Origin of the sequence: Leptospira mtsangambouensis (assembly GCF_004770475.1) — a bacterium.
Classification (GTDB): Bacteria; Spirochaetota; Leptospiria; order Leptospirales; family Leptospiraceae; genus Leptospira_A; species Leptospira_A mtsangambouensis.
This window is the reverse complement of record NZ_RQHK01000002.1, coordinates 549,591-572,464: the sequence shown is the minus strand read 5'-3', so window position 1 is coordinate 572,464 and position 22,874 is coordinate 549,591. Positions and strand designations below refer to the sequence as shown.

Genomic DNA, 22,874 nt, shown 5'->3' with positions numbered 1-22,874 from the left:
CAGATTTCTATCCATTTCCTAGGTGTAAACCAAATTCTATTGACCCGTACCTCCCCAAAAAACCATGATGATTTCATGGATTTCGCAAATAGAATGTATGGGATTGATTCCTCCCCCATCCGCAAGGCATTTGAGCTCGCACGGACTATCCAAAACCCGATTAATTTGAGTATCGGCCAACCACATTTCCCTTGCCCACCTAACATCATAGAGGTTTTGACAAAAGCGGCACGTGATGGAAAAACCTCTTATACCCTAACCGGTGGGATTCCCGAATTAAAATCCGCAATGGCTGAGAAATACAGAACCCAAAACAAAATTTCTTATGCCCATGAAGACAGAATCCTTGTTACCTCCGGAATCTCTTCTGCCTTATTTTTGTTATTCAATGCACTTGTGAACGAAGGTGACGAATGTTTGGTCATCTCCCCTTACTTTTTAATGTATCCGGCGATGTTAAAATTTTATGGTGGGAAAGTGGTTCCGCTAGAGGAAAGTTTTAAACCTGCGGACTTAGAATCTTTAAAATCCAGAAAATTTAAACTGATCATTTTTTCAAACCCATCGAACCCAACAGGAAAGGTTCTATCGAAAGAACAACTAAGAGCTCTTGCCAATTTAGCGGAAAGCACTGGTGCTTATCTCATTAGTGATGAAATTTATGAACTTTTTGATTATGATAAAGAGTTTCATTCGATTGGTTCTGAGTATGAAAAAACAATCACCCTCACTGGTTTCTCCAAAACATACAATATGACAGGCCTTAGGCTTGCCACCATCCTTGCAGAAGATAAAGTCATCAAAGCTCTCACCACCTTACAGCAGTATACTGTTGTTTGTGCTCCTTCCATCACCCAATGGGCTGGAATCGAAGCATTAAAAACAGATATGAGTGCTTATATCCAAGACTATCGTGAAAAACGAGATTTTGTTTATGATTCCTTAAAAGACTACTACCCAATCCAAAAATCAGGTGGGGCATTTTATTCCTTTTTCCAAGTTCCAGTCACTGATGAAGAATTCATCCAAAGGGCGGTCAAAAAAGATCTGATCCTTGTTCCTGGATTTATCTTTTGTGACCAAAAGAATTTTGTAAGGCTTTCCTTTGCAACAGAATGGGATACTTTGAAACGAGGAATGAAGGCTTTACAAGAACTTTCTAAGGAAAGTTAAAACCGTCATTCAGATTAAGGGATAAGAAATAAATTGGATTTTATGGACGAATCGATTTGGTTATCACTCTGGACCTTATCGACCTATGGAATCCTATTTTTTTTTGGCGGGGCCTTAGCTAGTTTTTATACAACCCTTGCTGAACGCATTTTACTCTATTGTTACGGCAAAAAAAGAAAGGAAGCCATTGGTTTCAACCGGTGGAAAATTATTTTCGCAAAACCAAGTCACTGTCCATATTGCGGACATTTGGTGACAAAAACAAACCTTACCCCTATTTTGGGATGGTTTTTCACAAAAGGAAAATGTAAGTCTTGCCAAATAAGTCTTCCGAAACTCTACCCACTGTCTGAATTTCTTTTTGGTCTCATTGCCCTCTTTGTCTATTTTATTTCGGAAGATATCGTTGGAACCATCCTCCTTCTATTTTTGTTTGGGCACTTACTCATCTCTATGATGACAGATGTTGCCAAATTTTCTCTGGATTACGAAAACCTTCCCTTCATCATAGGATTTGGTTTTCTTTCCAACTATTTCTTGTTTGGTGAATCCTTTCAATTAGAAACCTTATGGGTGTTTTTGGGATTTTTAGTATTTTATCTTTTGATTTATCTTCTCTTTCGTGGGGGTACTGGCCTTGGTGATGTGCTTTTTTCCCCCATTTTTGCTGCCATTGCCGGAAATCCCTTTTGGATTTTATACTTTAATTCTGCTTATTTACTGGCCGTAGGATTTAGTTTTCTTTTACGAAAAAAAGGAGATTCTTTAAAGGGAAAAAAGATTCCTATGGGTCTTTATTTTTCCCTCGGATTATTTTTAACTTATTTTGCAAAGCTACTAGTCCACTACTACAACTGGGAGGGATTTCCAATCTATGGAACCATTGAATGAATTACCACATATGAGAAAACTCTACACTCGCTCTGTTCTTTCGGAAGAAACTGCGGGTTCTGATCCCCTAAAATTATTTAGTCTTTGGTTTTCGGAAGCAAAAGAAGAAGGAGAAGCCGAACCCAATGCCATGAGTCTTGCCACGGTAGACAAAACAGGCCAACCATCGGTGCGTATTGTTTTACTCAAAGGCCTGATTCGTGACGAGTTCCAGTTTTTTACCAACTATGATTCCGATAAAGGAAGAGACATTGCAGAGAATCACCTCGTGGCTCTCAATTTCTTTTGGCCCAAACTCGAAAGACAAATCCGCATCGAAGGAAAAGCAAACCGTATTTCAAAAGAAGAATCAGAAACTTATTTTGCAGTCAGGCCCAGAGAATCGCAAATCGGAGCACACACATCAAATCAAAGTTCGGTGGTTCCATCCCGTGAATTTTTAGAAGAAAAATTTGCTAAACTTATCAAAGAATGGGATGGAAAAGAAATTCCAAAACCAGAAAACTGGGGTGGGTATTCCGTGTCCCCTAGCAAAATCGAATTTTGGCAAGGAAGGGTCGGAAGGTTACATGACAGGATTTCTTTTGAAAGATTAGAAACGGGTTGGAAACGGTCGAGACTATCTCCTTAACGTTGGTTTCAGGAATTAGGTAGATTCATTTGGTAATAAGGGAAAAGAAACTTTCCCCCAACCTAAAGCCACTAGAGAACAAACTATTTTTTTAAACCATCACCATTTACTAATTTTATAGTGATGGTCGATTCAAAGCCCTTGGATCTAATTCTTACATTAACCGTGAAGATTGAGTAAATGACCTAACTTTGTTTTTTTGGTCTGCAGGTAACGGGTGTTTTCTTCCACAGGATCAATCTCAATGGGAACTCTTTCAGTTACGTGCAAATTGTAACCTTCAAGGCCGACAATCTTACGAGGGTTATTGGTAATGAGTTTCATTTGTTTCACCCCAATGTCTCGTAAAATCTGCGCCCCAATTCCGTATTCACGTAAGTCAGGAGCAAATCCCAATTTTTCATTGGCTTCTACTGTATCAAGCCCACCTTCTTGTAAGGAATAGGCTTTGAGTTTATTGATGATTCCAATCCCACGCCCTTCTTGGCGCATATAAAGTAGAACTCCCGTTCCTTCTTTTTCAATCATTCGTAGAGCATTATGGAGTTGAGGCCCACAATCACAACGTTGTGAAGAAAAAATATCTCCCGTCAAACATTCACTATGAACACGCACGAGGACTGGTTTTTTAGGATCGATTTCCCCTTTCACCAGTGCCATATGAATTTTATCATCAATTTGGGTGGAATAAGCTTTGATTTTAAAATCACCAAACTCAGTTGGTAAACTTGCTTCCACTTCCAAATGGATTAATTTTTCTTTATGCCTTCTGTAACGAATTAAATCTTCAATTGTATAAATATTAAGGCCATGGGTTTTTGCAAATTTTTCCAAATCTGGAATTCTTGCCATCGATCCATCATCGTTCATAATCTCACAAATGACACCACTTGGGTAAAGACCAGCTAACTTTGCTAAGTCGACTGCTGCTTCCGTATGGCCTGCCCTTCGTAAAACTCCACCCGTCACCGCTTGTAAAGGAAACATATGACCAGGGCGCATCAAATCTTCCGATTTTGTTTTGGGATCCAGGAGTGCTTCCACCGTTTTGGCTCTGTCAGGTGCTGAGATACCAGTTGTCGTCCCATGTTTGGCGTCTACAGAAACAGTAAAGGCTGTTCCGTGTTTATCTCCCAAGGAAAGATCATCCACCATCTTTCCGAGACCAAGTGTTTGTAATCTTTCTCTTTCCATCGGGACACAAATGAGTCCACGACCGTGAGTTGCCATAAAGTTGATTTTGTCTTTGTCTGCAAATTGGGAAGCACAGACCAAATCTCCTTCGTTTTCTCTGTCTTCAGAGTCGACGAGAATGATCATTTTGCCTTGGCGGATTTCTTCGATTGCTTCTTCGATCGGACGTATCATGGGGAAAGGCCTCTATATACTAAAACTCTGAAAGCCGTTCCGAATTAAAGAAGATTCCCAAAGAAAGTCATTGATTTTTCCCCTTTCTTTTGTCTAAATAATCCGGATCGGAGGCCAAGTGGAACTGAAACTAAACGCAACAGGAAAGATCAAAACCATTGAAATTGCTGGAAAATTCGATATAGAATCAACAGAAGAATTTGAGTCGATCTTTGCAAAACTCATTGAACCAAACCCAAGTATTGTTTCCATCGATATGAGCCGCCTCGACTATATCGATTCCTCAGGAATTGGATCCCTGATCAAAAGTCTCAATTCACTCAAAAACAAAAAAGGTAAACTCATCCTTGTTGGAATGAAACCTATGATTATGAACGTATTTAAATTAGCAAAATTAGATATGTTTTTTGAAATTATGAACGAAATGGATTTTCGAGCCAAATACATATCCGATGACGATACCGATTCCGAAATCGACGATCTATTGAAGAGGAACTAAGCTCAGGATCTTTGTTCCAAATAGTTCTCAATGTACTTTGCCAGTACATCCACTTCGACATTCAACTTTTGGTCTTTTTTCCAAGTGTTTGCATTGGTTTTTTCCATTGTCTCGGGAATCAGAATGAGTTGGATATTTCCATCTTTTACATCAACCACAGTTAAGCTGATTCCATCCAAGGTCACAGATCCTTTTTTGACAAAATAACGTTGTAGATCTTTGGGAATCTCTACCCAAAACTCTTCCACTTCAGCTTCAATTTGTTTACGGGTGATTACCTTTGCCATTCCATCCACATGGCCTTGGACCATATGACCGCCAAACCTTTGTCCCAGAGCCATTGCTCTTTCCAAATTGACAGGCGAACCTTCCCCTAACCTAGACAAGTTGGTAAGTTCCAAGGATTTAAAAGATGCATAAAATTTGAATAAATTGCCCAAGTCGCTAAACTCAATGACCGTCATACAAGCACCATTGATGGCGATGGAATCTCCAATTTTTAAATCAGGATTTTCCCATTCGGTTTCAATTGTGAATTGAATTCCCGAATCAACTGGTTCGATTTTGATTACTTTTCCGAGGGTTTCAACAAGACCAGTAAACATAGACTAGATGCTCCTTTGTGGTTTTCTGATAAATATACGGTTTGTTCCGACTTTGTATTCAGAAATCAGCGGTTCATTGTGATAAACAAAAGGAATTCCATCAGGAATGGATTTTTTTTCGTTTCGAATCTCCAAAATCCGATCTTCCTCTGAAAGTTCATTTTGAAGGAAGTTTGGGAAAAAACTTCCGGCTTCACATAACAAAGTATTGATACCGAGTTCTCCTAGAATTTCTAAAAACTTATCACCTTCATCGTGATAAATCAAAATTCCTTCATAAGGAGAAAGGATTTTGATTTGTTCCTCCAATTCATTTGAAATAGGTTTTGAATCGTCCTCTGTAAGAATAAAAAAAATACATTTTTTGACTCCAAACTTTTCTGTCAGTTCCCTTTGTTTTGCAAAAAAAGTCTCAGAAGGCAACCTATTCTCATCCAAACAAAAGATACGAAATGGTTGGTAAACTTCTTCCTCTAGGCGATGTAACTTTTCAGAATCTTTTGTGTATGATAACAATGAAGAGACGAGCCCAGCACCTGCTTCAAAAAAAGGTTCTAATTCTGTAACCCGGATTCCTGGTTTTTGCGTAAGAACCATTTCTTCTGTAATTCGAAAATGAAGTGATGGAGAATCAACATAAACGGTTCCTGGACCCACTGCAATTGCATCCATTTTGGCACGGAAAACTTGCAAATAAAGATCCATCTCTTCCGAGCTCACACGTTCCTTTCTCTTTTCTTTCGAAGCATAATTTCCTTCGATCGAAGTGGCCGCTTTGATCCAAACCCAAGGGCGCCCTGTTTTGATTCTGTGTAAAAAACCCTGTAAAAAAGGTAGGGATACTTTTGCAAGCATGGGATCTAAAGTTACAGAAATGCCTGACTCTGCATATTTTTCCCAATCTCCAGAAGACACTAAAGGATTGGGATCCTTCCATCCGAGTTTGATTTCTTTCGGTTTTCTTTCGATCACCAAATCACGGCAAGGTGGTGTTTTTCCAAAATGGGTACAAGGTTCTAAACTAACGGAAAGGACTTGGTTTTCACTTATATTCGGATAACGAGAATATAGTTCCCGCTCCGCATGGTTACCACCAAATTTTTGAGTATGAGCACTGGCAAGAATAGCTTCTGTTTCATCCGTTAGGACGGCAGAAACTGGGGGATTGGCTCCGGTTTTTCCCATTGCCAAAAACCCAAGTAAAGAATGCAGAGAATAAGTTTCCTTTCGTTTCTCTGCATTCATAATACTATTGTTATACGAATCGTTTTTTCCTGAGTTGGTCGTAGATCTCAGAAATAGGCGCTGCAATGTAGATGGAAGAATAAGTTCCAACAATCACACCAAAAAGAAGAACAAAAGCAAAATCATACAATTCCACTGCTCCACCAACAATGATCGCCACAACAGAAATCATAGTTGTAAAGGAAGTATTGATGGTTCTACCCAAAGTTTGTGTGATCGAAACATTGATGATATTGGAAAGTGCTAAATTGTCTTTACCATGGGCATTCTCTCTAATTCGGTCAAACACCACAATTTTATCGTTAATGGAATAACCAAGGAGAGTGAGAAGTGCCGCAATGATAGGAACACTTGGTTTGATTTGTAAAAATCCAATGAGTGCCAAAGTCATGAGAATATCGTGAACAAGCGCAATGGAAGAAGCCAATGCAAACTTAAACTGAGAACGAATACTCAAATACAAAAGGATGATGGCAAGTGTTGTGAGAAGGAGTGTGATTCCCACTTCTGTCAACTCACCACCAACAACCGCACCTACTTGGTCAGCCGAAAGAACTTTTTCTTTAGGAAGTTTGTATTCGTATCTTAGAAGTTGCACAAATCGATCAATTGCAGAAGTCGAAGACTCTCGATTTGCTTCTGGAATTTCTTTGTACAAAGCTTCAATGGTAGCAAGAGATCCAAGCCCGATGTCCAATTGGTAAATATTCTTTTCTTTTTCCAAAAGAATCACAACGGCTTCAATGTTTTTGGATTGGAAATATCCATCCAGATCACTTCGAGATTTGTCAGCCGGAAGTTCCACGACAGTACGAAGTCCACCGTTAAAATCAAGTGAGTGAGCAAACCCACCATACTTACCAAAGGTGACCACAAACCCAAAAACAATCGCTAAAAACGAAAAACTAAGAGTGAAGTATTTATACTTTGTGAAATTGATATTACGCATTTGTAGTCTCCTTTTTTCCAAAGAAGAAAGGTCTTAAATTTAAATGATGAACGCCCATTCGGTTCACTGCTAACTCCATAAATAATCTGGAGAGGAAAAGAGAGGTAAATAGAGTTGTGACAATCCCCCAACAAAGAGTGATCGCAAAACCTTTGATTGGTCCGTTACCAAGTCGAATCATTAAAATCCCCGCAATCAGAGTGGTTACGTTCGCATCCATAATGGTCCAAAATGCGTTTTCAAAACCACGGGTCACAGCAATCGAAAGTGCCCTACCTTCTTCTATCTCTTCTCTGATCCTTTCATAAATGATTACGTTTGCATCCACGGCCATACCTGCCGTCAAAATGATCCCGGCAATACCAGGAAGAGTCAAAGTAAAGTCCATCAATGTAAGAAGAGCAGCTAAAATGATCAAGTTTACAAGAAGCGATAAGTCAGCGATAAAACCACCTAACCTGTAATAGAAGATCATATAAATCATTACTAGGAAAAATCCAATGGCAACAGCTTTTACACCCACTTCGATGGATTCAATTCCAAGAGTTGGTCCAATGAATCGCATCTCCAAAACGGAAAGTGGAATGGGAAGTGCTCCTTCAGAAATTACGTTCGCCAATCGAATGGCTTCTTGTTCCGAAAAACTTCCAGAAATTTCTGCCCGACCACCAGCGATTGGGTCATTGATAACTGGATTGGAGATAACTTTATCTCCCCAAACAATCGCTAGGTTACGACCACGATTTTGTGAAGTAAGATCAAAAAACTTTTCGGCTCCGTTCGGAGTGAGAGTAAAACTAACCATCCATCCATAAGAGTTTGAGTTATAAGATGGTTGGGCATTGGTCATATCATTGCCAGACAAAGCAATTTTACGTTCCAAAACCACAAAACTACGAGGTAAAAGTGCAGACTTTGCTGCATTTCCACGCGCCCACATTGCATAAACTTTAAAGTCTTTAGGGATATTGTATTTTTTTTCTAGACCTTCTAAAAACTCATCTTGGGCTTTTTTGCCCGCTTTGTTTTTTACAAGTTCTTGGAATAAGAAAATATCGGTGTTTTCTCTTTTTCCTAAATCCATCATACGACGTTCGTTGTCAGCAATTTGGCTTTTATATAGGAAAGGAGTTGGTTCTTCCAAACGATATTCTACCGTTTCGGTGTTTTGTAGAATTTCTAAAATGGCTGCTGAATTGGATACACCTGGAAGAGAAACTTCAATCGCATCTTGTTCTTTTTGGATACGAACCTGTGGCTCTGTTAGGTTTTGAGTCGTCAGACGATTGTCAATGATCATCTTCGCTTTTTCTAATTCTACAATTTTGCGCATGGGAGAAAGATCAAAACTAGATTCAATTTCGGCGAGTCTTGATTTTGCTTTTTCTTTTTCTTCTGGTTTTGTTGCTGGGTTACTGAGTGTTAGGTTCAGTTCAGTTATTTCTTTTGCGTAAAGGTCTTTGAGTTTAGAAGTATAATCATCAAAGTCACCTTTGAGGACCACTCGCATTCCACCCTGTAAATCTAGACCCAACTTAATGGATAAAGATTTACCACCACGAATTGTTTCCTCAATCCATGTAGGTTCTAGTTTGTTTTTGGATTCACTGACCAAAGACTGATTTTCTTGGGAGATTTGGTTGATCTTTGCAGAAGTAATGAATCGCCCTTTTACTATATAAAAAGGATTCTCTTTAGGAGGAAGGGTGCCTTGTGGTTCAATGGTCCAACCAGAAGTTTTGCCATAATCTTTCGCCCAACGATCAAAAAGGGCATTTACCAATTCTTTTTGATTTGCTCCAGGAAGAGAGTAAACATCTTCTCTCACAACAATCTTTAACGTACGATCGGCGAAGTTCGGATACAAAATGGTAAAGGAAACCGCCAGAATCAAAAAAGGAAGAATCAATAGTCGATACGATTGCAAGTTAGTTTGCTCCTAAAATTATTATCTTCTATAAGAACGACTGCTAGATCCCGGGCGTGCGGATCTAAGTCTATAAAACGCAAAGAGAATGATAATCCCAAGGATCATCATCGCTTTTTTATATTTAGCAAAAAAATCAGAGAAATTAAAAAGAGATTTTCCAGTTTCTTTGTTGGAAGAGAGGTTTGTTTCAACACTTCCACTTTCTGTTTTTCCCATTTTTAAATCGGAAGCAAAACCAGGAAGTCCAGTTGGTTCCACGGAAACATTTGAATCCATCCACATACCGTTACTCACCACTTCCTCTTCTTCTACCACAGCGAGTGGTTTGTCTAAGCCAGGAAGGGATTTGTCTGTTACAGGAACAGTTGTATTCGAATTAGGATTGGAAACTAAGTTTGTGTTTTGAGGAAGAGTCTCGCTGGTGAGTTGGTTTTGTTTGGATTTCTTTTTAGATTTCTTCTTTTTACCCGTAGTGGTTCCGGTTGTAGTCACAACATTTGTTTGTTTTTTGGTTGTGGTTACATTGGTTTCTTCTTTGGGTTTGGTAGTTGTCGATTTAGGTTTATCATTTACCTTATCTAAAAAATCCAAACCCTCCTGTGCGAGGAGGGAAGCCGAAAAACAAATTGATACGGTAATTAAGAAGAGTTTCTTCATCTTAGGCTTTCTTCTTCAGAATAGCGCTAGTTTCAAAAGTTACGTTTGTGTTCGCAGCAACACTGAGAACGACTGTTTCGTTATTGTCTTTGAACTCTACGATCTTTCCATGAAGGCCACTATTTGTGACTACGTTGTCCCCTTTTTGGAGGTTCGTGATCATCTCCTTTCTTTTTTTCTCTTCCTTTTTGTTTGGAAGAATCACAAGAAAGTACATAGCAACTAACATGATCGGAATGATGATGAGTGACTGGAGAGACGACTTTGCACCTTCTTCTTGGGCAAGGATGAGGATTTCTGGTGTTAAAAAGTTAAAATTGAGCATAGCTATTTATCCAATGTTTACAGGCCTTATCTTAAATTCAATGTTTCACGAACGAATCGGAGAACTTTTTTCTCTAAGATGGCCGCTTTGGCAGTTTCGTATCCTGTTCGTATATCCTTTGTGGCCCCTAGCAAAAACATAGCAACACCCGCATTGAGTGCCACCATAGAAGTGCCCCCGGTGGATTCGCTAGGATCCAGAACCGCTCGGAATAAGGACTCTGCCCCCTCTTTTGAAGAAGAGAACACTGTATTTCTGTCCAATTCCTTGGCATTTAGGCCAAGTTCTTTCGGGTCAAAGGTGAGTTCCTTGGTATCCTTTCCATCAAAATAGGCAAAATCCGTTTCTTCAAAGATGGAAAATTCATCCAGTCCATCTCGCGAATGGCAGACAATGGCCCGTTTCGAGCCAAGCCTTCCTAAAATTTCCGCCATCGGCAAACAGAGAGATTTATCGTAAACCCCGACCATTTGGTGAGACGGTGCGAAAGGATTGGAAAGAGGTCCAATCAAATTGAAAAAAGTGCGAAAGCCCAAGGCTGTACGAACAGGTCCTGCGTATTTCATGGCTGGGTGCCAAGCGGGAGCAAACAAAAATACAAATCCTGTGCGTAAGAATTCCGATTCAGAATCTGCTGTGGACTGGTCTAGTTTGTATCCGAGTCCCGATAAAATATCGGAACTTCCGGAAAGAGAAGAAACCGAACGATTCCCATGTTTGGCCACTTTGAATCCAAGGCTTGCTAGAGTGAGAGCCGAAAGAGTCGAAACATTCAAAGTTCCCTTTCCATCTCCCCCTGTCCCACAAGTATCCAAAAAATCAAAATCAAACTTCTTAGAAGGTTTGATGGCATGGTTACGCATCGCCCGAACAAATCCGTACAATTCGTCCGTTGTTTCTCCCTTCATTTTCATGGCGGTGAGAAAAGAAGCAAGAACAGGTTCTGGAACTTTTCCGTCCATGACCTCACTTAAAAAAAGTTCGGCATGGTCATCCACAAGGTGGTGTCCAGAAACAACTTGTCCGAGTATTTCTTTAACTGTTGGCGCGGTCATAAAAAATCCTTTTAAGGTTTGCGAAAGTTAACAACTGATAATTGGTCACAATATAACGAAGCCCGGAAATGACAGTGATGAATGTTGTGAATAACATTCCAAAATAAGGAACAAAAGAAGCAATGGAATCAAAGAAGTCTGTAAAACTCAAAGACTCTGTGGTTTTGGCCAAGGTATAAAACTCATTAGCATGTTGTGAGGCAACTTCAAAGGTCGAATACCCAGAAAGTTTTCCCATGGCATAAGTTTCGTTGATCATAGCCCTTCTTTTACCTGAGATGAGCATAAACACAACCAGGATCATTAAGATGGCTCCCATCTGGAAGGCAGTTTTTACTTTTCCCATCATCGTTGTGCGTAGGCTATTTCCCGAACGAACCGCAATGTAACGTAGGAAGGTGATGAGCATATCGCGCCCAATGATCAGCACCACCATCCATACCTCGATGGGTTCGTGGATGAATAAAAAAGTAACAAAACATCCAATGACTAAAAACTTATCAGCAAGTGGATCGAGAAATTTTCCAAACTCGGTTTGTTGGTTCCACTTACGTGCTAAGTATCCATCCACAAGATCAGTGAGAGAAGCAAGAGCAAAGAGGACAAAGGCAAAAATTTGGTATTCCCATTCCTTTTGGAAAAGGGAAAAGATAAAAAAAGGAAGTGCTAGAACCCGAAGTACAGTAAGCAAATTCGGAATATTGGCAATGGTTTTCCAATCTTCCACTAAACCACCCAAGTCCCCGACATATCGAGTTCATAAAAAGAGTCCACTCTTACCTGACCAAACTGACCAACCTTTAGACCTTCTTCTTCAACATAAACCACTTCATCAATTTCTGGAGCATCTTGGAAACGGCGAACAATAGCACCTTTCTCCAAAACCTCATCCACAACGGCAGGATATAATTTTCCAATTCGATTTTGGTGGATGGATTTTAAAGTCCCAAGATACGCATCCCGGACAAGATTCACACGACGAGCAATCTCTTTGTCTTTGAGTTGCCCATCCATCGTAGCACCCTTGGTTCCGTCTTGCGGGGAATAAGGAAATAAATTTACCTTTTCTGGTTTTACGTCTTCCACAAACCGAATGATTTCTTCCACATCTTCCATCGTTTCCCCAGGGAAACCCAAAATAAAGGAAGTTCGAATTTCCAAATCGGGCCTTAGGTCCCTTGCCTTTTGGAAGAGAGATTTGAAATAAGAATATTCACCAGTGCGGTTCATGGATTTTAAAACGGATTTGGAAACATGTTGCAAAGGGCTTTCCAAATACGGGGCAATTTTAGGAATTTCACCGTAAAGATCGAGTAACTTTTCTGTTTTTTTATCCGGATACAAATAGAGGAGACGAAGGAGTTCCACACCATCCACATCCGCAACAGAACGAACCAAATCCAAAAGTTTATCCGTATCCTTTCCATAAAACACAGTATCTTGGGAAACAAGACAGATCTCTTTCGATCCCGCTTTCACTGCTAATTTCGTTTGCGATAATACATCGGTAATATCTGTATCGCGATACTTTCCGCGTAAGTTAGGAATGATACAGAAGTGACAACCACGGTTGCAACCATCAGAAATTTTTACGTAGGAATACGGTTTGGAATAATTTTCGATTCCCTTGCTGGTAACTAGTCTTTCCAGGAGGTCTTCATTGAATTCAGAAAGATCTTTAAAATCTAGAGGGAAACTTTTCCTAAGGATCTCCCCTGCTTTGTCATATTTCCCAGTTCCAAAATGAAGGTCCACTTCAGGAAGGTCATCGGAAATTTCTTTTCCTGCCCGTTCTGCAAAACAACCAACAACAACTAACTTTTGTTTGTTTTTCTTTTTGATATCAATGGAATCTAAAATGGTTTGAATGGTTTCTTTGGTGGCATCTTGGATAAAAGTACAAGTATTCACCAAGTGGAAGTCACTTGCTTCGGGGCCAGCCGCAGGAAGAAGACCTTCTTTCAAAAGTGACTGGTGCATGGCCATCGAATCGACGGTATTTTTGGGACAACCGAGAGTCGTGATAAAAAACGACTTCGGTGTCTCTTCCGTTTTTTCTTTTAGCTTTGGCATTACTCGCCTAACTCTCCAATAATGGACTGAGTTGAATCATAAGGATTTGGTTTGCGAATGAAGATTTTTTTGACGAGTTTTCCAGGTTTTCCAAGGACCGAACGTTCCTTTCCGTTTTGGACCATTTCCACAGCCCCACCATCACCTACTTTGATTTCAAGGCGATCACGAGCTTCTAAGTGTTTGACTTCCCCGGCAGAAACAAGGCCTCTTTCCCCCATTTGACCATCTAACACAAATTCTACGTAACTTGGTTTAGAGAAAAATAAAGTGACTTGGATGGGAACATCTCCCACGGGAGATTTTACAGCAGCCCCTTCTCTTTCTTCTTTCAGTGTCACAAGAACTTTGGCCGATTTTTCAGTCACAGCTTGGGTCACTACACGGATATCACGACGTAGAGAAGACAATTCCTCGATGCGATAGGAAAGGATGGTTTCCTCTCCCTCTGCTGTTTGGAAAAAATATACATTTTTTTCAGGGAAAATATTAAATCCAAGGTTTGCTTTCCCATTGGAAACACCTTTGATAAACATCTTACATTGTTGGTTGTTGACGCTAAAACTTACACCACGGTCTTCTGTTAAAATAAAAGGTACACTGGCGTTCTCTGGAACACTTTGAGAAACAAAATTAATTCCAGATGGAATGTCTGAACTTGCTACAGTCTCTACTGTCGAACCAACTTCTGCTGTTTCTTCATCCATTGATCCTGAGTTGGAATCTTCAAAACTAATATAGATGATATAAGCCGAGATCACAAAAAGAAAAATGGAAACAAGGCTAATGATTTTATTTCGATCTAAGTTTAAAGGTGTAGTCGTCGGTCTTGTGAGTTCTTCCAAAGGAGCTTGTGATTCCTCAATTTGTTCCCCACGATAAAGGTTGAGTAACATCGCAGCATCTAACTTTAGATAACTTGCATAGTTTTTTAAAAAACCGAGAGCAAAGGTCTCTGCTGGAAATTGAGAATAATCTTCTGTTTCCAAAGCAATGATGTATTTGGCTGCGATATTTGTTTCTTTCGCAACATCTTTGACAGATAGTTTTTTATCTTCTCTTGCTTCTCGAATGATTTGACCGACTCGTTTAGTATTCAAAATGATATCCTCTTTAGCTTAGTTCTCGGAGACAAGTGGGTTGTTGACAATCTTCGCGTTTCCGCTCATATGAAAATTGAAAACCCCGTCTTGGATTTCTTCAGAAAAATTAATATTGGAAAATGAAATGGTGGTAACTTTCCCACGACCATCAGTGGCCACTGCTTTTTTGATTAAGTAAGATTCAGAATCTACAAAGAGTTTCATCTTTTCGAACCCACCAATCTTTTCTCTTTGGTCAAGGTCCAACACAAAGTATTTGGTAACATCACCCATCGAACGAGGTTGTTCAATGGTATCAAATTTATAATGATATTTACGAAAGAGGCGGTTGAGTCCATCAGGGCTATTGGTTGTAAAGATAGGTCCAGAGGTATTTTTACGATCGAGGGTTAAATCTTGTTTTCCAACAGCACCTAACCGCTTGATAAAGATATGAAGCGTTTTTCCATCGGACACAATTTCGTCACCTTCCGGTTCAGCGAAGTTGTATCTGATTTTTCCGGGACGTTTGTAAAAACATTTCCCACGCATCTGTTTTTCCTTTTTGTTGTCTTCTGTTTTGATGAGAAAATCAGCCGAATAGGAATTGATATCACTAAAGTTTTTCTTTATCTTTTTCACCACTTCGGAGGGTGAATGCCAATTGTGAGCCGGACTTGTTTGGGCACCAAGAGAAACACCCAAGACAAGTAACAAAGATCCGATCCATACTTTCATAGATTCCCAGTTTTTCAGACAAACTTCTCTTGTCGATGATTTACGCTGAACGCAGGATTTCCCGGGGTTTGGCCCCGACTTGAGGTGAAACATACCCCCTCATTTCCATAAGTTCCATTAGCCTGGCGGCTTTGTTGTAACCGATTCTCATCCTTCTTTGTAAGTAACTGGCGCTGGCTTTTTTTTCGGTAACCACGATATTCCAAGCCTCATCAAAAAGTTCTTCATCTTCGTCAGAGGCCATTTCGATATTCGTTTCATCGTCCCAGTTCATTTCCACATACGCTGGAGCACCCTGTTTTTTGGCCTCTTCCACGATGGACTCAATTTCTTTCTCTTCAATAAAAGGAGCTTGGATCCGAAGAAGGTCGCTGGAAGTCGGAGACCGGTATAAAAAGTCCCCTTTTCCAAGGAGAGTCTCAGCCCCACTCGTATCCAGAATGGTTCTAGAGTCCGTTTTTTGAGCTACTTGGAAGGCCACCCTTGCCGGGCAGTTTGCTTTGATGACACCGGTGATCACATCCACAGAAGGCCTTTGGGTTGCCATCACCAAATGGATTCCCACCGCTCTTGCTTTTTGAGAAATACGTTGGATCTGTTCCTCCAGATCTTTTCCGGAAACCATCATGAGGTCAGCAAGCTCATCAATAAAGATCACAATGTACGGTAGTTTTTGAAAGCCCTTGGCATGGGCATATTCATCCACCTTTTCATTGAAACTTTTGAAATCCCTACTTTTCAATTGAGAGATCATTTGGTATCGACTCTCCATTTCTTGGATGGCCCAGGATAATGCCTTCGTTGCTTTTTTAGGATCGGTGATGACTGGCATGAGTAAATGTGGAATTCCTTCATAAAGGGTCATCTCCACCATCTTTGGATCGATCATAATAAAACGAACTTCTTCTGGGGAACGAGTGCAGATCAGGCTTGTGATCATCGCATTGATACTCACCGACTTACCAGAACCAGTGGTTCCTGCCACAAGTAAGTGAGGGAGTTTGGCGATATCAATCATCACAAGTTTTCCCGAGATATCTTTTCCAATACAAATCGAAAGATCTTTGGCTTTGTGTTGGAGGATGGTATCTTTTAAAATCTCTGATAAAAATACATCTTCCCGAATTCGGTTCGGAACCTCAATTCCAATCGACGCCTTACCAGGGATAGGTGCCACAATCCGAATGTTTTTGACTTCCAAATAGGCCCTGATTTCATCCGAAAGGGAAACAATACGGTTCAGTTTGATTCCGTTCGGAATGGTGATCTCATAACGAGTGATGATCGGTCCTCTTTCTTTTGTGACAACCTTGGACTCAATCCCAAAGTGCCCCGTGGACTCTTCAATTTTACGAGAGATCAGATCAAGCTCCGAATCATTTTTCATGATATTGGCAACGGGAACTTGGTGAGATGAAAGAAGCCTTGGAGAAATATAATACTTTCCTTTTTTTAGTTTTGGTTTGGGAACCATAGAACCAAACATCAGTTCTTGTTGTTCTTCTTTCGGAGCCAGTTTTTTCTTTCCAAAATTTCCAGAACTTAGGTTAGAACGAACCAATGGAGAATTCTCTTCCACCGCCAAGGTTTCGAGAGTTTCCTCTTCATATACTTCAGTATTTTCCCCACCTTCTTCTTCAGAAGATTCATCCTCTTCCTCATCGTTTGTTTCCCAACCTGTTTCTTCCACAAGAGACAAACGAAGAGATTCCGGAATATGAATGGCCTCGGAAGCCATGTTTCCTTCTTCTTTTGGATGAACAAAAGAACTTGTTTCGGACAAATTCTCTTCCGCATCCGATTCCTCAGATGTTTCTTCTTCAAAATCATCATCTTCTTCCTCATAGGCAAAGGAAGAAAGACCAGAGGAGGCAAGAATTTGGGTATCTCTAGCAAATGAAGGTTTTATTGGGTCTAGTTTCGGAAGTTCTAAACTATCGAGTCCCAGAGCCTCATCCAGTTTTGGTTTCCACTTAGTTTCAGGAAATTGGAAAAGGATTTTAGATTCTCTATTACTTTCGATTTCTTCCAATTCTGCAATTGTTCGCCTATTATCCGTTAGCTTTAATTTAGAAATCAAAATTTCATTTTTTTCAAATTCAGCAAGTGAATCTAATTTGGATTCTTGTTTTTGGAATCGAAATACTTTTCCTGATTCATCAAAAAATCCTTCAAAATGAGAAGCGTTGCGATACCGAACGGATGGAGTTTTTTTCGAGGCAGGATTTTTATGAAGACGATCCTTTGAACCAACATTTCCGATGGGCTTTTTTTCCTCTGCCACCACATTCCAAAAATGGTGGGCCAAATCCTCTTTGGATTCTTCTTCTGTTTGGACTGCAAACCATTGTTTGTTTCGAATTTCCTCAAGGGGTGCTCTTCTTGTGGAAACCACAGATTCTAAAAACTGAGGAAGTCTTAAATGAGGAAGCTCATTTCTTCCACCTAACAATCTATAGATTCCATTGGAGTATTTGTTTAAGGCAGCAAAGGTAAAAGACCAAGCCCCATCTTCGAGCCAAATCACGGCAAAATATAAGTATAAAAAGAAAACAACAAGGATACGTCCTGTCTCCCCAAAGAGATAAGAAAAAACCCAAGAGAAAAATTGGCCCAGAATCCCACCACTATCACCCACATGTCCCAGTGGAGTTTCCAGTAAGTTCAAACTGACAGTGGTTGCCACAAGAAATAATGGGAAAAATAGTGCTTTGCCGAGTCTGTCAAAGTCAGGGTTTCGGAGAGAAAGAACACCTAACATCAAAACAAAACCTGCGAGTAAAAAAGAGGACTTTCCTAAAATGTATAATAATGTGAAGGCAATGTAATGCCCAAGCCTTCCAAACCAATTGAAAAGTGATCCGTCCTCTCCTTCCTGAAAGGAAAAGAGAGAAAGAAGTAAAAACACACCGGAAAATACTAATAGATACGGAAGGAAGTCTTTGCGTGGCAAAGTCCATCCCCATACGGATTTTTTAGGGTCCATACCGGAAATATCGGCCGGTTTTGAGACATAGGCAGAAAAAAAATGGAAGCCGGAAGGCTTTCCTTAAACCAAAATTCTAGCCCTTAAAATTGGTAAAATTGGCATCAAAGTTGAAATTGGCGTTGCGAATCGCTGCCATTACCTCTTGCAAATCGTCCTTTTTTTTGCCCACAACCCGAACCGAATCCCCTTGGATGGAAGCCTGAACTTTTAGTTTTTGGTCTTTGATGAGAGTGGTGATTTGTTTGGTCTGTTCTTTGTCCAAACCATTCTGAATCTTTACCTTTTGGCGGACCGTTTGGCCAGTGGCTGGTTCAATTTTGGAGTCAAAATCAAAGGCCTTCAAACTAATGCCCCTTTTGGCCATTTTTGTGGTCAGGACATCAATCACTTGTTTCAGTTTGATATCATTTTCAGAAGTTAAAACCAAAGTGTCTTCTGTTAATTTGATTTCGGAGTTGGACCCTTTAAAATCAAACCTGGTTTGGATTTCTGTCATGGCCTGGGCCACTGCGTTTTGTATTTCCGGTCTTTCGATTTTGGATACAATGTCAAATGATGGATCTTGTGCCATAGTTTACTCCTTACGAACTCTTATCTCTGTTATCCTAATTTCTTTTTGGAAAGTTCCAAGGCAAATTCCAAAGCTGCCCCAAGGATTTCCGGTTTTTTACCACCGCCTTGTGCCATATCGGGTCTTCCCCCACCTTTTCCATCTAACATCACCAAGGTTTCTTTTAATAAATCCCCACAGTGGATTCCTCTTTCATTCAAAACCTTGTTACACATAAAAACGAGAGTGCTGGCTTCCCCATCGCTTGTTCCAAACAAACAAAGAACTTCTGGTTCTTTGGCTTTGAGGCTATCGGCTAAATCCTTTAAAGATTTTGCATCTACTGCCTCAAATACTTCTGTCACCACTTTTCCCTTAGGAAGTGAATGTGCTTTTTTTAAGAGACCATCCACAAGTTCCGGATTCATTTGAAAACTCAATTGTTCCTTTTTCTTTTTTGCTTTGAAAAGGGCACTAGACTTTTCTTCGAGTTCCGTCTCCAAACTTTCGCGAAGTTTGCGTAAATGTTCTACGGCCGTATTCCCTTCTTTCACAAAAAGGCTTTGTAAGTCTTCGGGAGCTGGCACGGAAGTGCCAATTCCAAATTCTTTCAAATCGCCAAAGGTTTCTTTGGCCGACAAGTTATGTGTTTCAACTTTTGCTGCGAGAGTTTGGAACTGGGATAAAAAGTATTCAATGACCGAATCCCCACAAATGGCTTCTACTCTTCGGTTTCCTGCCCCAGGACTTCCTTCTTTGATGATGGCAAAGTATCCAATTTCTTTTGTATTCGTTACATGAGTTCCCCCACAGAATTCTTTGGATTTATCACCCATAGAAATCACACGAACCAAATTCCCATATTTTTCATCAAACATGGATAAGGCGCCAGACTTTTTAGCAGCATCAATATCTAAAACTTCTGTTTTGACTGAAATTTTGGCATTCACTGCCTCATTCACATCTTTTTCAATAGAGACAATTTCCTCTTCCGAAAGTGCTTTTGGATGGGAAAAATCAAATCGTAAATAATCAGAAGAAACAATGGAACCTTTTTGTGCCACATGGTTCCCGAGAATCCTGCGAAGGGCACCATTTAACAAGTGTGTGCCAGAGTGGTGGTTGGCTAAATTTTGGCGCCGACTGGTATCAATCTCTGCCTCAATGGTTTCTCCAACAGAAATTTTACCTTTGAGAATGATTCCGAGATGTAAAAAAGTTTCGTTTTCTTTTTGAGTGTCTTGGACTTGGAACTGGAATCCTTCTTTTTTGAGGTAACCCCAGTCACCTACCTGACCACCACCTTCCGCATAAAAGGGAGTTTTATCTAAAACCACAACGGCTTCCGATCCTTGGTTTGCCTCGGATACGGATTTTCCATCCACAAAAAGATATAAAACCTTTGCCTGTGTTTTAAATTCCGTATATCCTAAAAATTCCGTTTTGAGTTCTGGACTGGCACTAAGACCCGTTAGGTATTGGATTTTTTTTCCTTTCCAACTCGCACGAGATAAATCTCGATCCTTTTCAAGTTCCTCTTCAAATCCCTTGTCATCAAAACCAAAACCTCGGTCTTCCACAAGTTCCTTTGTCATTTCTCTTGGGAACCCGTAGGTAGAATACAAACGAAACCCCTCTTTTCCGGTAACAACCATTTGCTTATTCGATTTTAAGTGATTCAAAAGAGATTCCAATTCTTCTAGTCCCACTTCCAAAGTGTGAAGGAAAAGTTCTTCCTCTTTTTTTAAGATGGATTCAATGTCTTTTGCTTTGTCTTTTAGTTCTGGATACCTTACGGAATATAAATCGCGGAGTGTCCCCACTAGTTTGTATAAAAAAGGTTCGTGGATTCCTAGTTTTCTTGCAAATAACGATGCCCGACGAATGAGCCTACGAATGACATAACCACGTCCCGTACGGTCAGGAAAAATCCCATCCCCTAACGAAAAGAATACGGATCGGGAATGATCCGTGATCACTCGAAAAGATTGTTTTGTAGATTCGTCGTAAGTAATCCCTGAGAGTGTTTCAATTTTACGAATGATGGATTTTAATTCATCGGTATCATAAACGGAGTCCACTTCTTGCAGTAACATGGCCACACGTTCGAGGCCAGAACCCGTATCAATTCCTGTTTGTTTTAAAGGAAGGAGTTCTCCCGAAACAGTTTGGTTAAATTGGTTGAATACTAAATTCCAATATTCTAAATAACGATCACAATCACATCCAGGTTTGCAGTCTGGATTGTTACCACAATTCGGGCCGCCTTTTTCAGGGCCTCGGTCTAAATACAATTCCGAACAAGGACCACAAGCACCACTGTCTCCAGCAGGACCCCAAAAATTATCCTTTTTTCCAAGCCTTACAATTCGTTCTTCGGGAATCCCTGCTTCCATCCATATTTTTTTGGCTTCATCATCATCTAGGTAAATGGTGACCCAGATTTTTTCTTTGGGGATATGAAGATGGTTTAAGGAAAAATCTAACGCGTATTCGATGGCCTCTTTTTTAAAATAATCACCAAAGGAAAAATTCCCAAGCATTTCAAAGAAGGTACAATGTCTTTCGGTTTTACCTACCACTTCCAAATCGGTGGTACGAACACATTTTTGAACGGAGGCAGCTCTTGTGTAGGGTAACTCCACCGCTCCTGTAAACAAAGGTTTGAACTGAACCATTCCGGCGGTTGTGAATAAAAGTGTTGGATCCCCCTTGGGGATTAGGCTTGAGGAAGGCACAATCGTGTGGCCTTTCCCTTTGAAATAACTAGTATACAACTCTGCAATTTCGCGGACAGTTTTCGACATCATACACTTACAGCGAAATCGGGTTTGCCTCCTAGGGCAAGGAAATTAGAAGTTAACTCTGCCTTAATTCCCGGTATTGGAGAAAAGAAAACAAGGCAAAACAAAGAAACATCCCACCTAAAATCCCAAAAGTCCAATGGGAACCAATGGTATCAGCAAGCAGGGCCGATAGAAAACCGGAGACCGCAGGAGTGAACTGGAAACAAACTGTATAAAGAGAAAGGATTCTTCCCCGAAGTCCATCTTCTGCCCGTTTTTGTAAAATGGCAGGAAGGAGACTCGAAAGAACTCCCCCCGAAACTCCAAAACAAAACAAAAAAAAGGAAGTGGCTTCTGGTTTCCCAAAAGGAACAAAACCCAAAAAGAAAAAAGACGATAAGGTAAAAACTATCAATAACACAAGTCCCTTTCTTTCCAGATGGTGAAAGAGAATGGTGAGAATCCCACCGAGAAATAATCCAGGACCTAAAAAGACAAGGACCGTCCCTCGTGCGAGTTCCCCTAGACCCAGTTCATTTCTTACATATTTCGGAAGGATGACTTGGATGGGACCGAGGGCCAACATACTGAGGATCGCCATATACATCACTTGTCTAGAAACAGAATCTACTTTTAGGAAATCTAAAACAACCTTCAGATTTGCCGAAAAAGAAGGAATTTTTGCCAGTTTGAAAAGATCCGAACTAAGGTTTGGATGATGAATTTTTAATTCGTATCTTAACATGGAAAAGGCGATCATAGAAAAAAAATGAAAAGAAGCTAAAACCAAAAATAAAGACGAATAACCACCTTCTTCCCGAAACCAACCCACAGCAAGAGGACTCATCCCAAAAGCAAAAATCAAAAGTAAATTTCCCGCAATGGTATGAAAAACAAGGCGATGTGATTCCATCACTTCGCATAAAATTGCCATTCTTCCCGGAAGAACCGTTGTCATTCCAATCCCATTTACAAATGCCAATGGTAATAATAGGAAAGGATAAGTTATAAAAATTTCAGTAAATGCACCTAACAAAAATGAGGAGATCAATAGGAAAAATTGAAAACTCACAACCACCCATTTTTTAGAAAAATGATCGAGTAAGTAACCTGTGTATAAAAAGAAAATGGGAAACGGTAAAAAGAGGAAAAAGAAAACAATCCCAGAGAAACCTTTTACTGTATCTAAGGTTTGGGAAAATATAACGATCGAATATAAAAAACAACTACTGGCAAAGGTACCAATTGCAAAGGCAAAATAAAATAAGATTTGGTTCAATTGACACCTACCTAAAAAAAAAGCCTCCCGAATAGGAGGCTTTGATCGG

The 22,874-nt window shown here is 40.1% G+C and carries 19 protein-coding genes and 2 pseudogenes; 4 read left to right on the top strand and 17 right to left on the bottom strand.

Annotated features, from left to right (window positions below; all coding sequences use genetic code 11):
* Positions 1-75 precede the first annotated feature (75 nt).
* From EHR01_RS02510 to pdxH, 3 genes are read left to right on the top strand one after another with little or no spacing between them, the layout of a single operon-like run.
* Positions 76-1,173, top strand: a complete 1,098-nt coding sequence (locus EHR01_RS02510) for a pyridoxal phosphate-dependent aminotransferase (RefSeq protein WP_208721725.1) — start codon at positions 76-78, stop codon at positions 1,171-1,173.
* A 42-nt stretch (positions 1,174-1,215) separates the two neighbouring features.
* Complete coding sequence (locus tag EHR01_RS02505) at positions 1,216-2,064, top strand: prepilin peptidase (RefSeq protein WP_135693031.1); 849 nt, start codon at positions 1,216-1,218, stop codon at positions 2,062-2,064.
* Positions 2,057-2,695: a pyridoxamine 5'-phosphate oxidase gene (pdxH, locus tag EHR01_RS02500; protein WP_208721738.1), complete on the top strand. Its 639-nt coding sequence runs from the start codon at positions 2,057-2,059 to the stop codon at positions 2,693-2,695. The genes EHR01_RS02505 and pdxH overlap by 8 nt, the downstream gene beginning before the upstream one ends.
* 159 nt (positions 2,696-2,854) lie before the next feature.
* Here pdxH and EHR01_RS02495 read toward each other — a convergent pair whose 3' ends face one another.
* Positions 2,855-4,063, bottom strand: coding sequence for a bifunctional 3,4-dihydroxy-2-butanone-4-phosphate synthase/GTP cyclohydrolase II (locus EHR01_RS02495; RefSeq protein ID WP_135693030.1), 1,209 nt, complete (start codon positions 4,061-4,063; stop codon positions 2,855-2,857).
* Between the two features lie 118 nt (positions 4,064-4,181).
* Between EHR01_RS02495 and EHR01_RS02490 the strand changes: the two genes are divergently transcribed.
* On the top strand, positions 4,182-4,562 hold the full coding sequence (locus EHR01_RS02490; RefSeq protein ID WP_135693029.1) for an STAS domain-containing protein: 381 nt from the start codon (positions 4,182-4,184) through the stop codon (positions 4,560-4,562).
* Between the two features lie 2 nt (positions 4,563-4,564).
* On the opposite strand, the gene EHR01_RS02485 is transcribed toward EHR01_RS02490, so the two are convergent.
* From EHR01_RS02485 to EHR01_RS02415, 16 genes and pseudogenes are all read right to left on the bottom strand, one after another.
* Entirely contained in the window at positions 4,565-5,167 is a 603-nt protein-coding gene (locus EHR01_RS02485) for a riboflavin synthase (protein WP_135693028.1), read from the bottom strand.
* Positions 5,168-5,170: 3 nt separating this feature from the next.
* Complete coding sequence (locus EHR01_RS02480; protein ID WP_135693027.1) at positions 5,171-6,412, bottom strand: dihydrofolate reductase family protein; 1,242 nt, start codon at positions 6,410-6,412, stop codon at positions 5,171-5,173.
* A 10-nt stretch (positions 6,413-6,422) separates the two neighbouring features.
* Positions 6,423-7,361 carry a protein translocase subunit SecF gene (secF, locus tag EHR01_RS02475; protein WP_135693026.1) on the bottom strand — a complete coding sequence of 313 codons (939 nt, stop codon included), beginning with the start codon at positions 7,359-7,361 and terminating at the stop codon, positions 6,423-6,425.
* Complete coding sequence (gene secD, locus EHR01_RS02470; RefSeq protein WP_135693025.1) at positions 7,354-9,288, bottom strand: protein translocase subunit SecD; 1,935 nt, start codon at positions 9,286-9,288, stop codon at positions 7,354-7,356. The genes secF and secD overlap by 8 nt, the downstream gene beginning before the upstream one ends.
* 21 nt (positions 9,289-9,309) lie before the next feature.
* Positions 9,310-9,948: an SRP-less Sec system protein gene (locus EHR01_RS02465; protein WP_135693024.1), complete on the bottom strand. Its 639-nt coding sequence runs from the start codon at positions 9,946-9,948 to the stop codon at positions 9,310-9,312.
* Between the two features lies 1 nt (position 9,949).
* A complete protein-coding gene (gene yajC, locus EHR01_RS02460; RefSeq protein ID WP_004789187.1) occupies positions 9,950-10,273 on the bottom strand; it encodes a preprotein translocase subunit YajC in 324 nt (107 codons plus the stop codon).
* A 26-nt stretch (positions 10,274-10,299) separates the two neighbouring features.
* The gene (trpD, locus tag EHR01_RS02455) at positions 10,300-11,328 is read right to left on the bottom strand and encodes an anthranilate phosphoribosyltransferase (RefSeq protein ID WP_135693023.1); all 1,029 of its coding nucleotides are present in this window, start codon (positions 11,326-11,328) and stop codon (positions 10,300-10,302) included.
* Complete coding sequence (gene pgsA / locus EHR01_RS02450; RefSeq protein WP_135693022.1) at positions 11,309-12,055, bottom strand: CDP-diacylglycerol--glycerol-3-phosphate 3-phosphatidyltransferase; 747 nt, start codon at positions 12,053-12,055, stop codon at positions 11,309-11,311. The genes trpD and pgsA overlap by 20 nt, the downstream gene beginning before the upstream one ends.
* On the bottom strand, positions 12,055-13,401 hold the full coding sequence (locus EHR01_RS02445; protein WP_135693021.1) for a MiaB/RimO family radical SAM methylthiotransferase: 1,347 nt from the start codon (positions 13,399-13,401) through the stop codon (positions 12,055-12,057). Before EHR01_RS02445 ends, pgsA begins: the two co-directional genes overlap by 1 nt.
* The gene (locus EHR01_RS02440; protein ID WP_135693020.1) at positions 13,401-14,501 is read right to left on the bottom strand and encodes a helix-turn-helix domain-containing protein; all 1,101 of its coding nucleotides are present in this window, start codon (positions 14,499-14,501) and stop codon (positions 13,401-13,403) included. The genes EHR01_RS02445 and EHR01_RS02440 overlap by 1 nt, the downstream gene beginning before the upstream one ends.
* Positions 14,502-14,519: 18 nt before the next feature.
* Positions 14,520-15,221, bottom strand: coding sequence for a LolA family protein (locus EHR01_RS02435; RefSeq protein WP_135693019.1), 702 nt, complete (start codon positions 15,219-15,221; stop codon positions 14,520-14,522).
* Between the two features lie 40 nt (positions 15,222-15,261).
* Positions 15,262-17,064, bottom strand: a pseudogene (locus EHR01_RS19435) (DNA translocase FtsK); the annotation flags it as partial.
* A 747-nt stretch (positions 17,065-17,811) separates the two neighbouring features.
* A pseudogene (locus EHR01_RS19430) lies at positions 17,812-18,207 on the bottom strand (DNA translocase FtsK 4TM domain-containing protein); the annotation flags it as partial.
* A 76-nt stretch (positions 18,208-18,283) separates the two neighbouring features.
* Positions 18,284-18,781, bottom strand: coding sequence for a YajQ family cyclic di-GMP-binding protein (locus EHR01_RS02425; RefSeq protein ID WP_135693017.1), 498 nt, complete (start codon positions 18,779-18,781; stop codon positions 18,284-18,286).
* Between the two features lie 29 nt (positions 18,782-18,810).
* Positions 18,811-21,570, bottom strand: coding sequence for an alanine--tRNA ligase (gene alaS, locus EHR01_RS02420; protein WP_167482917.1), 2,760 nt, complete (start codon positions 21,568-21,570; stop codon positions 18,811-18,813).
* A gap of 49 nt (positions 21,571-21,619) precedes the next feature.
* Positions 21,620-22,825, bottom strand: a complete 1,206-nt coding sequence (locus tag EHR01_RS02415) for an MFS transporter (RefSeq protein ID WP_135693016.1) — start codon at positions 22,823-22,825, stop codon at positions 21,620-21,622.
* Positions 22,826-22,874: the final 49 nt, after the last annotated feature.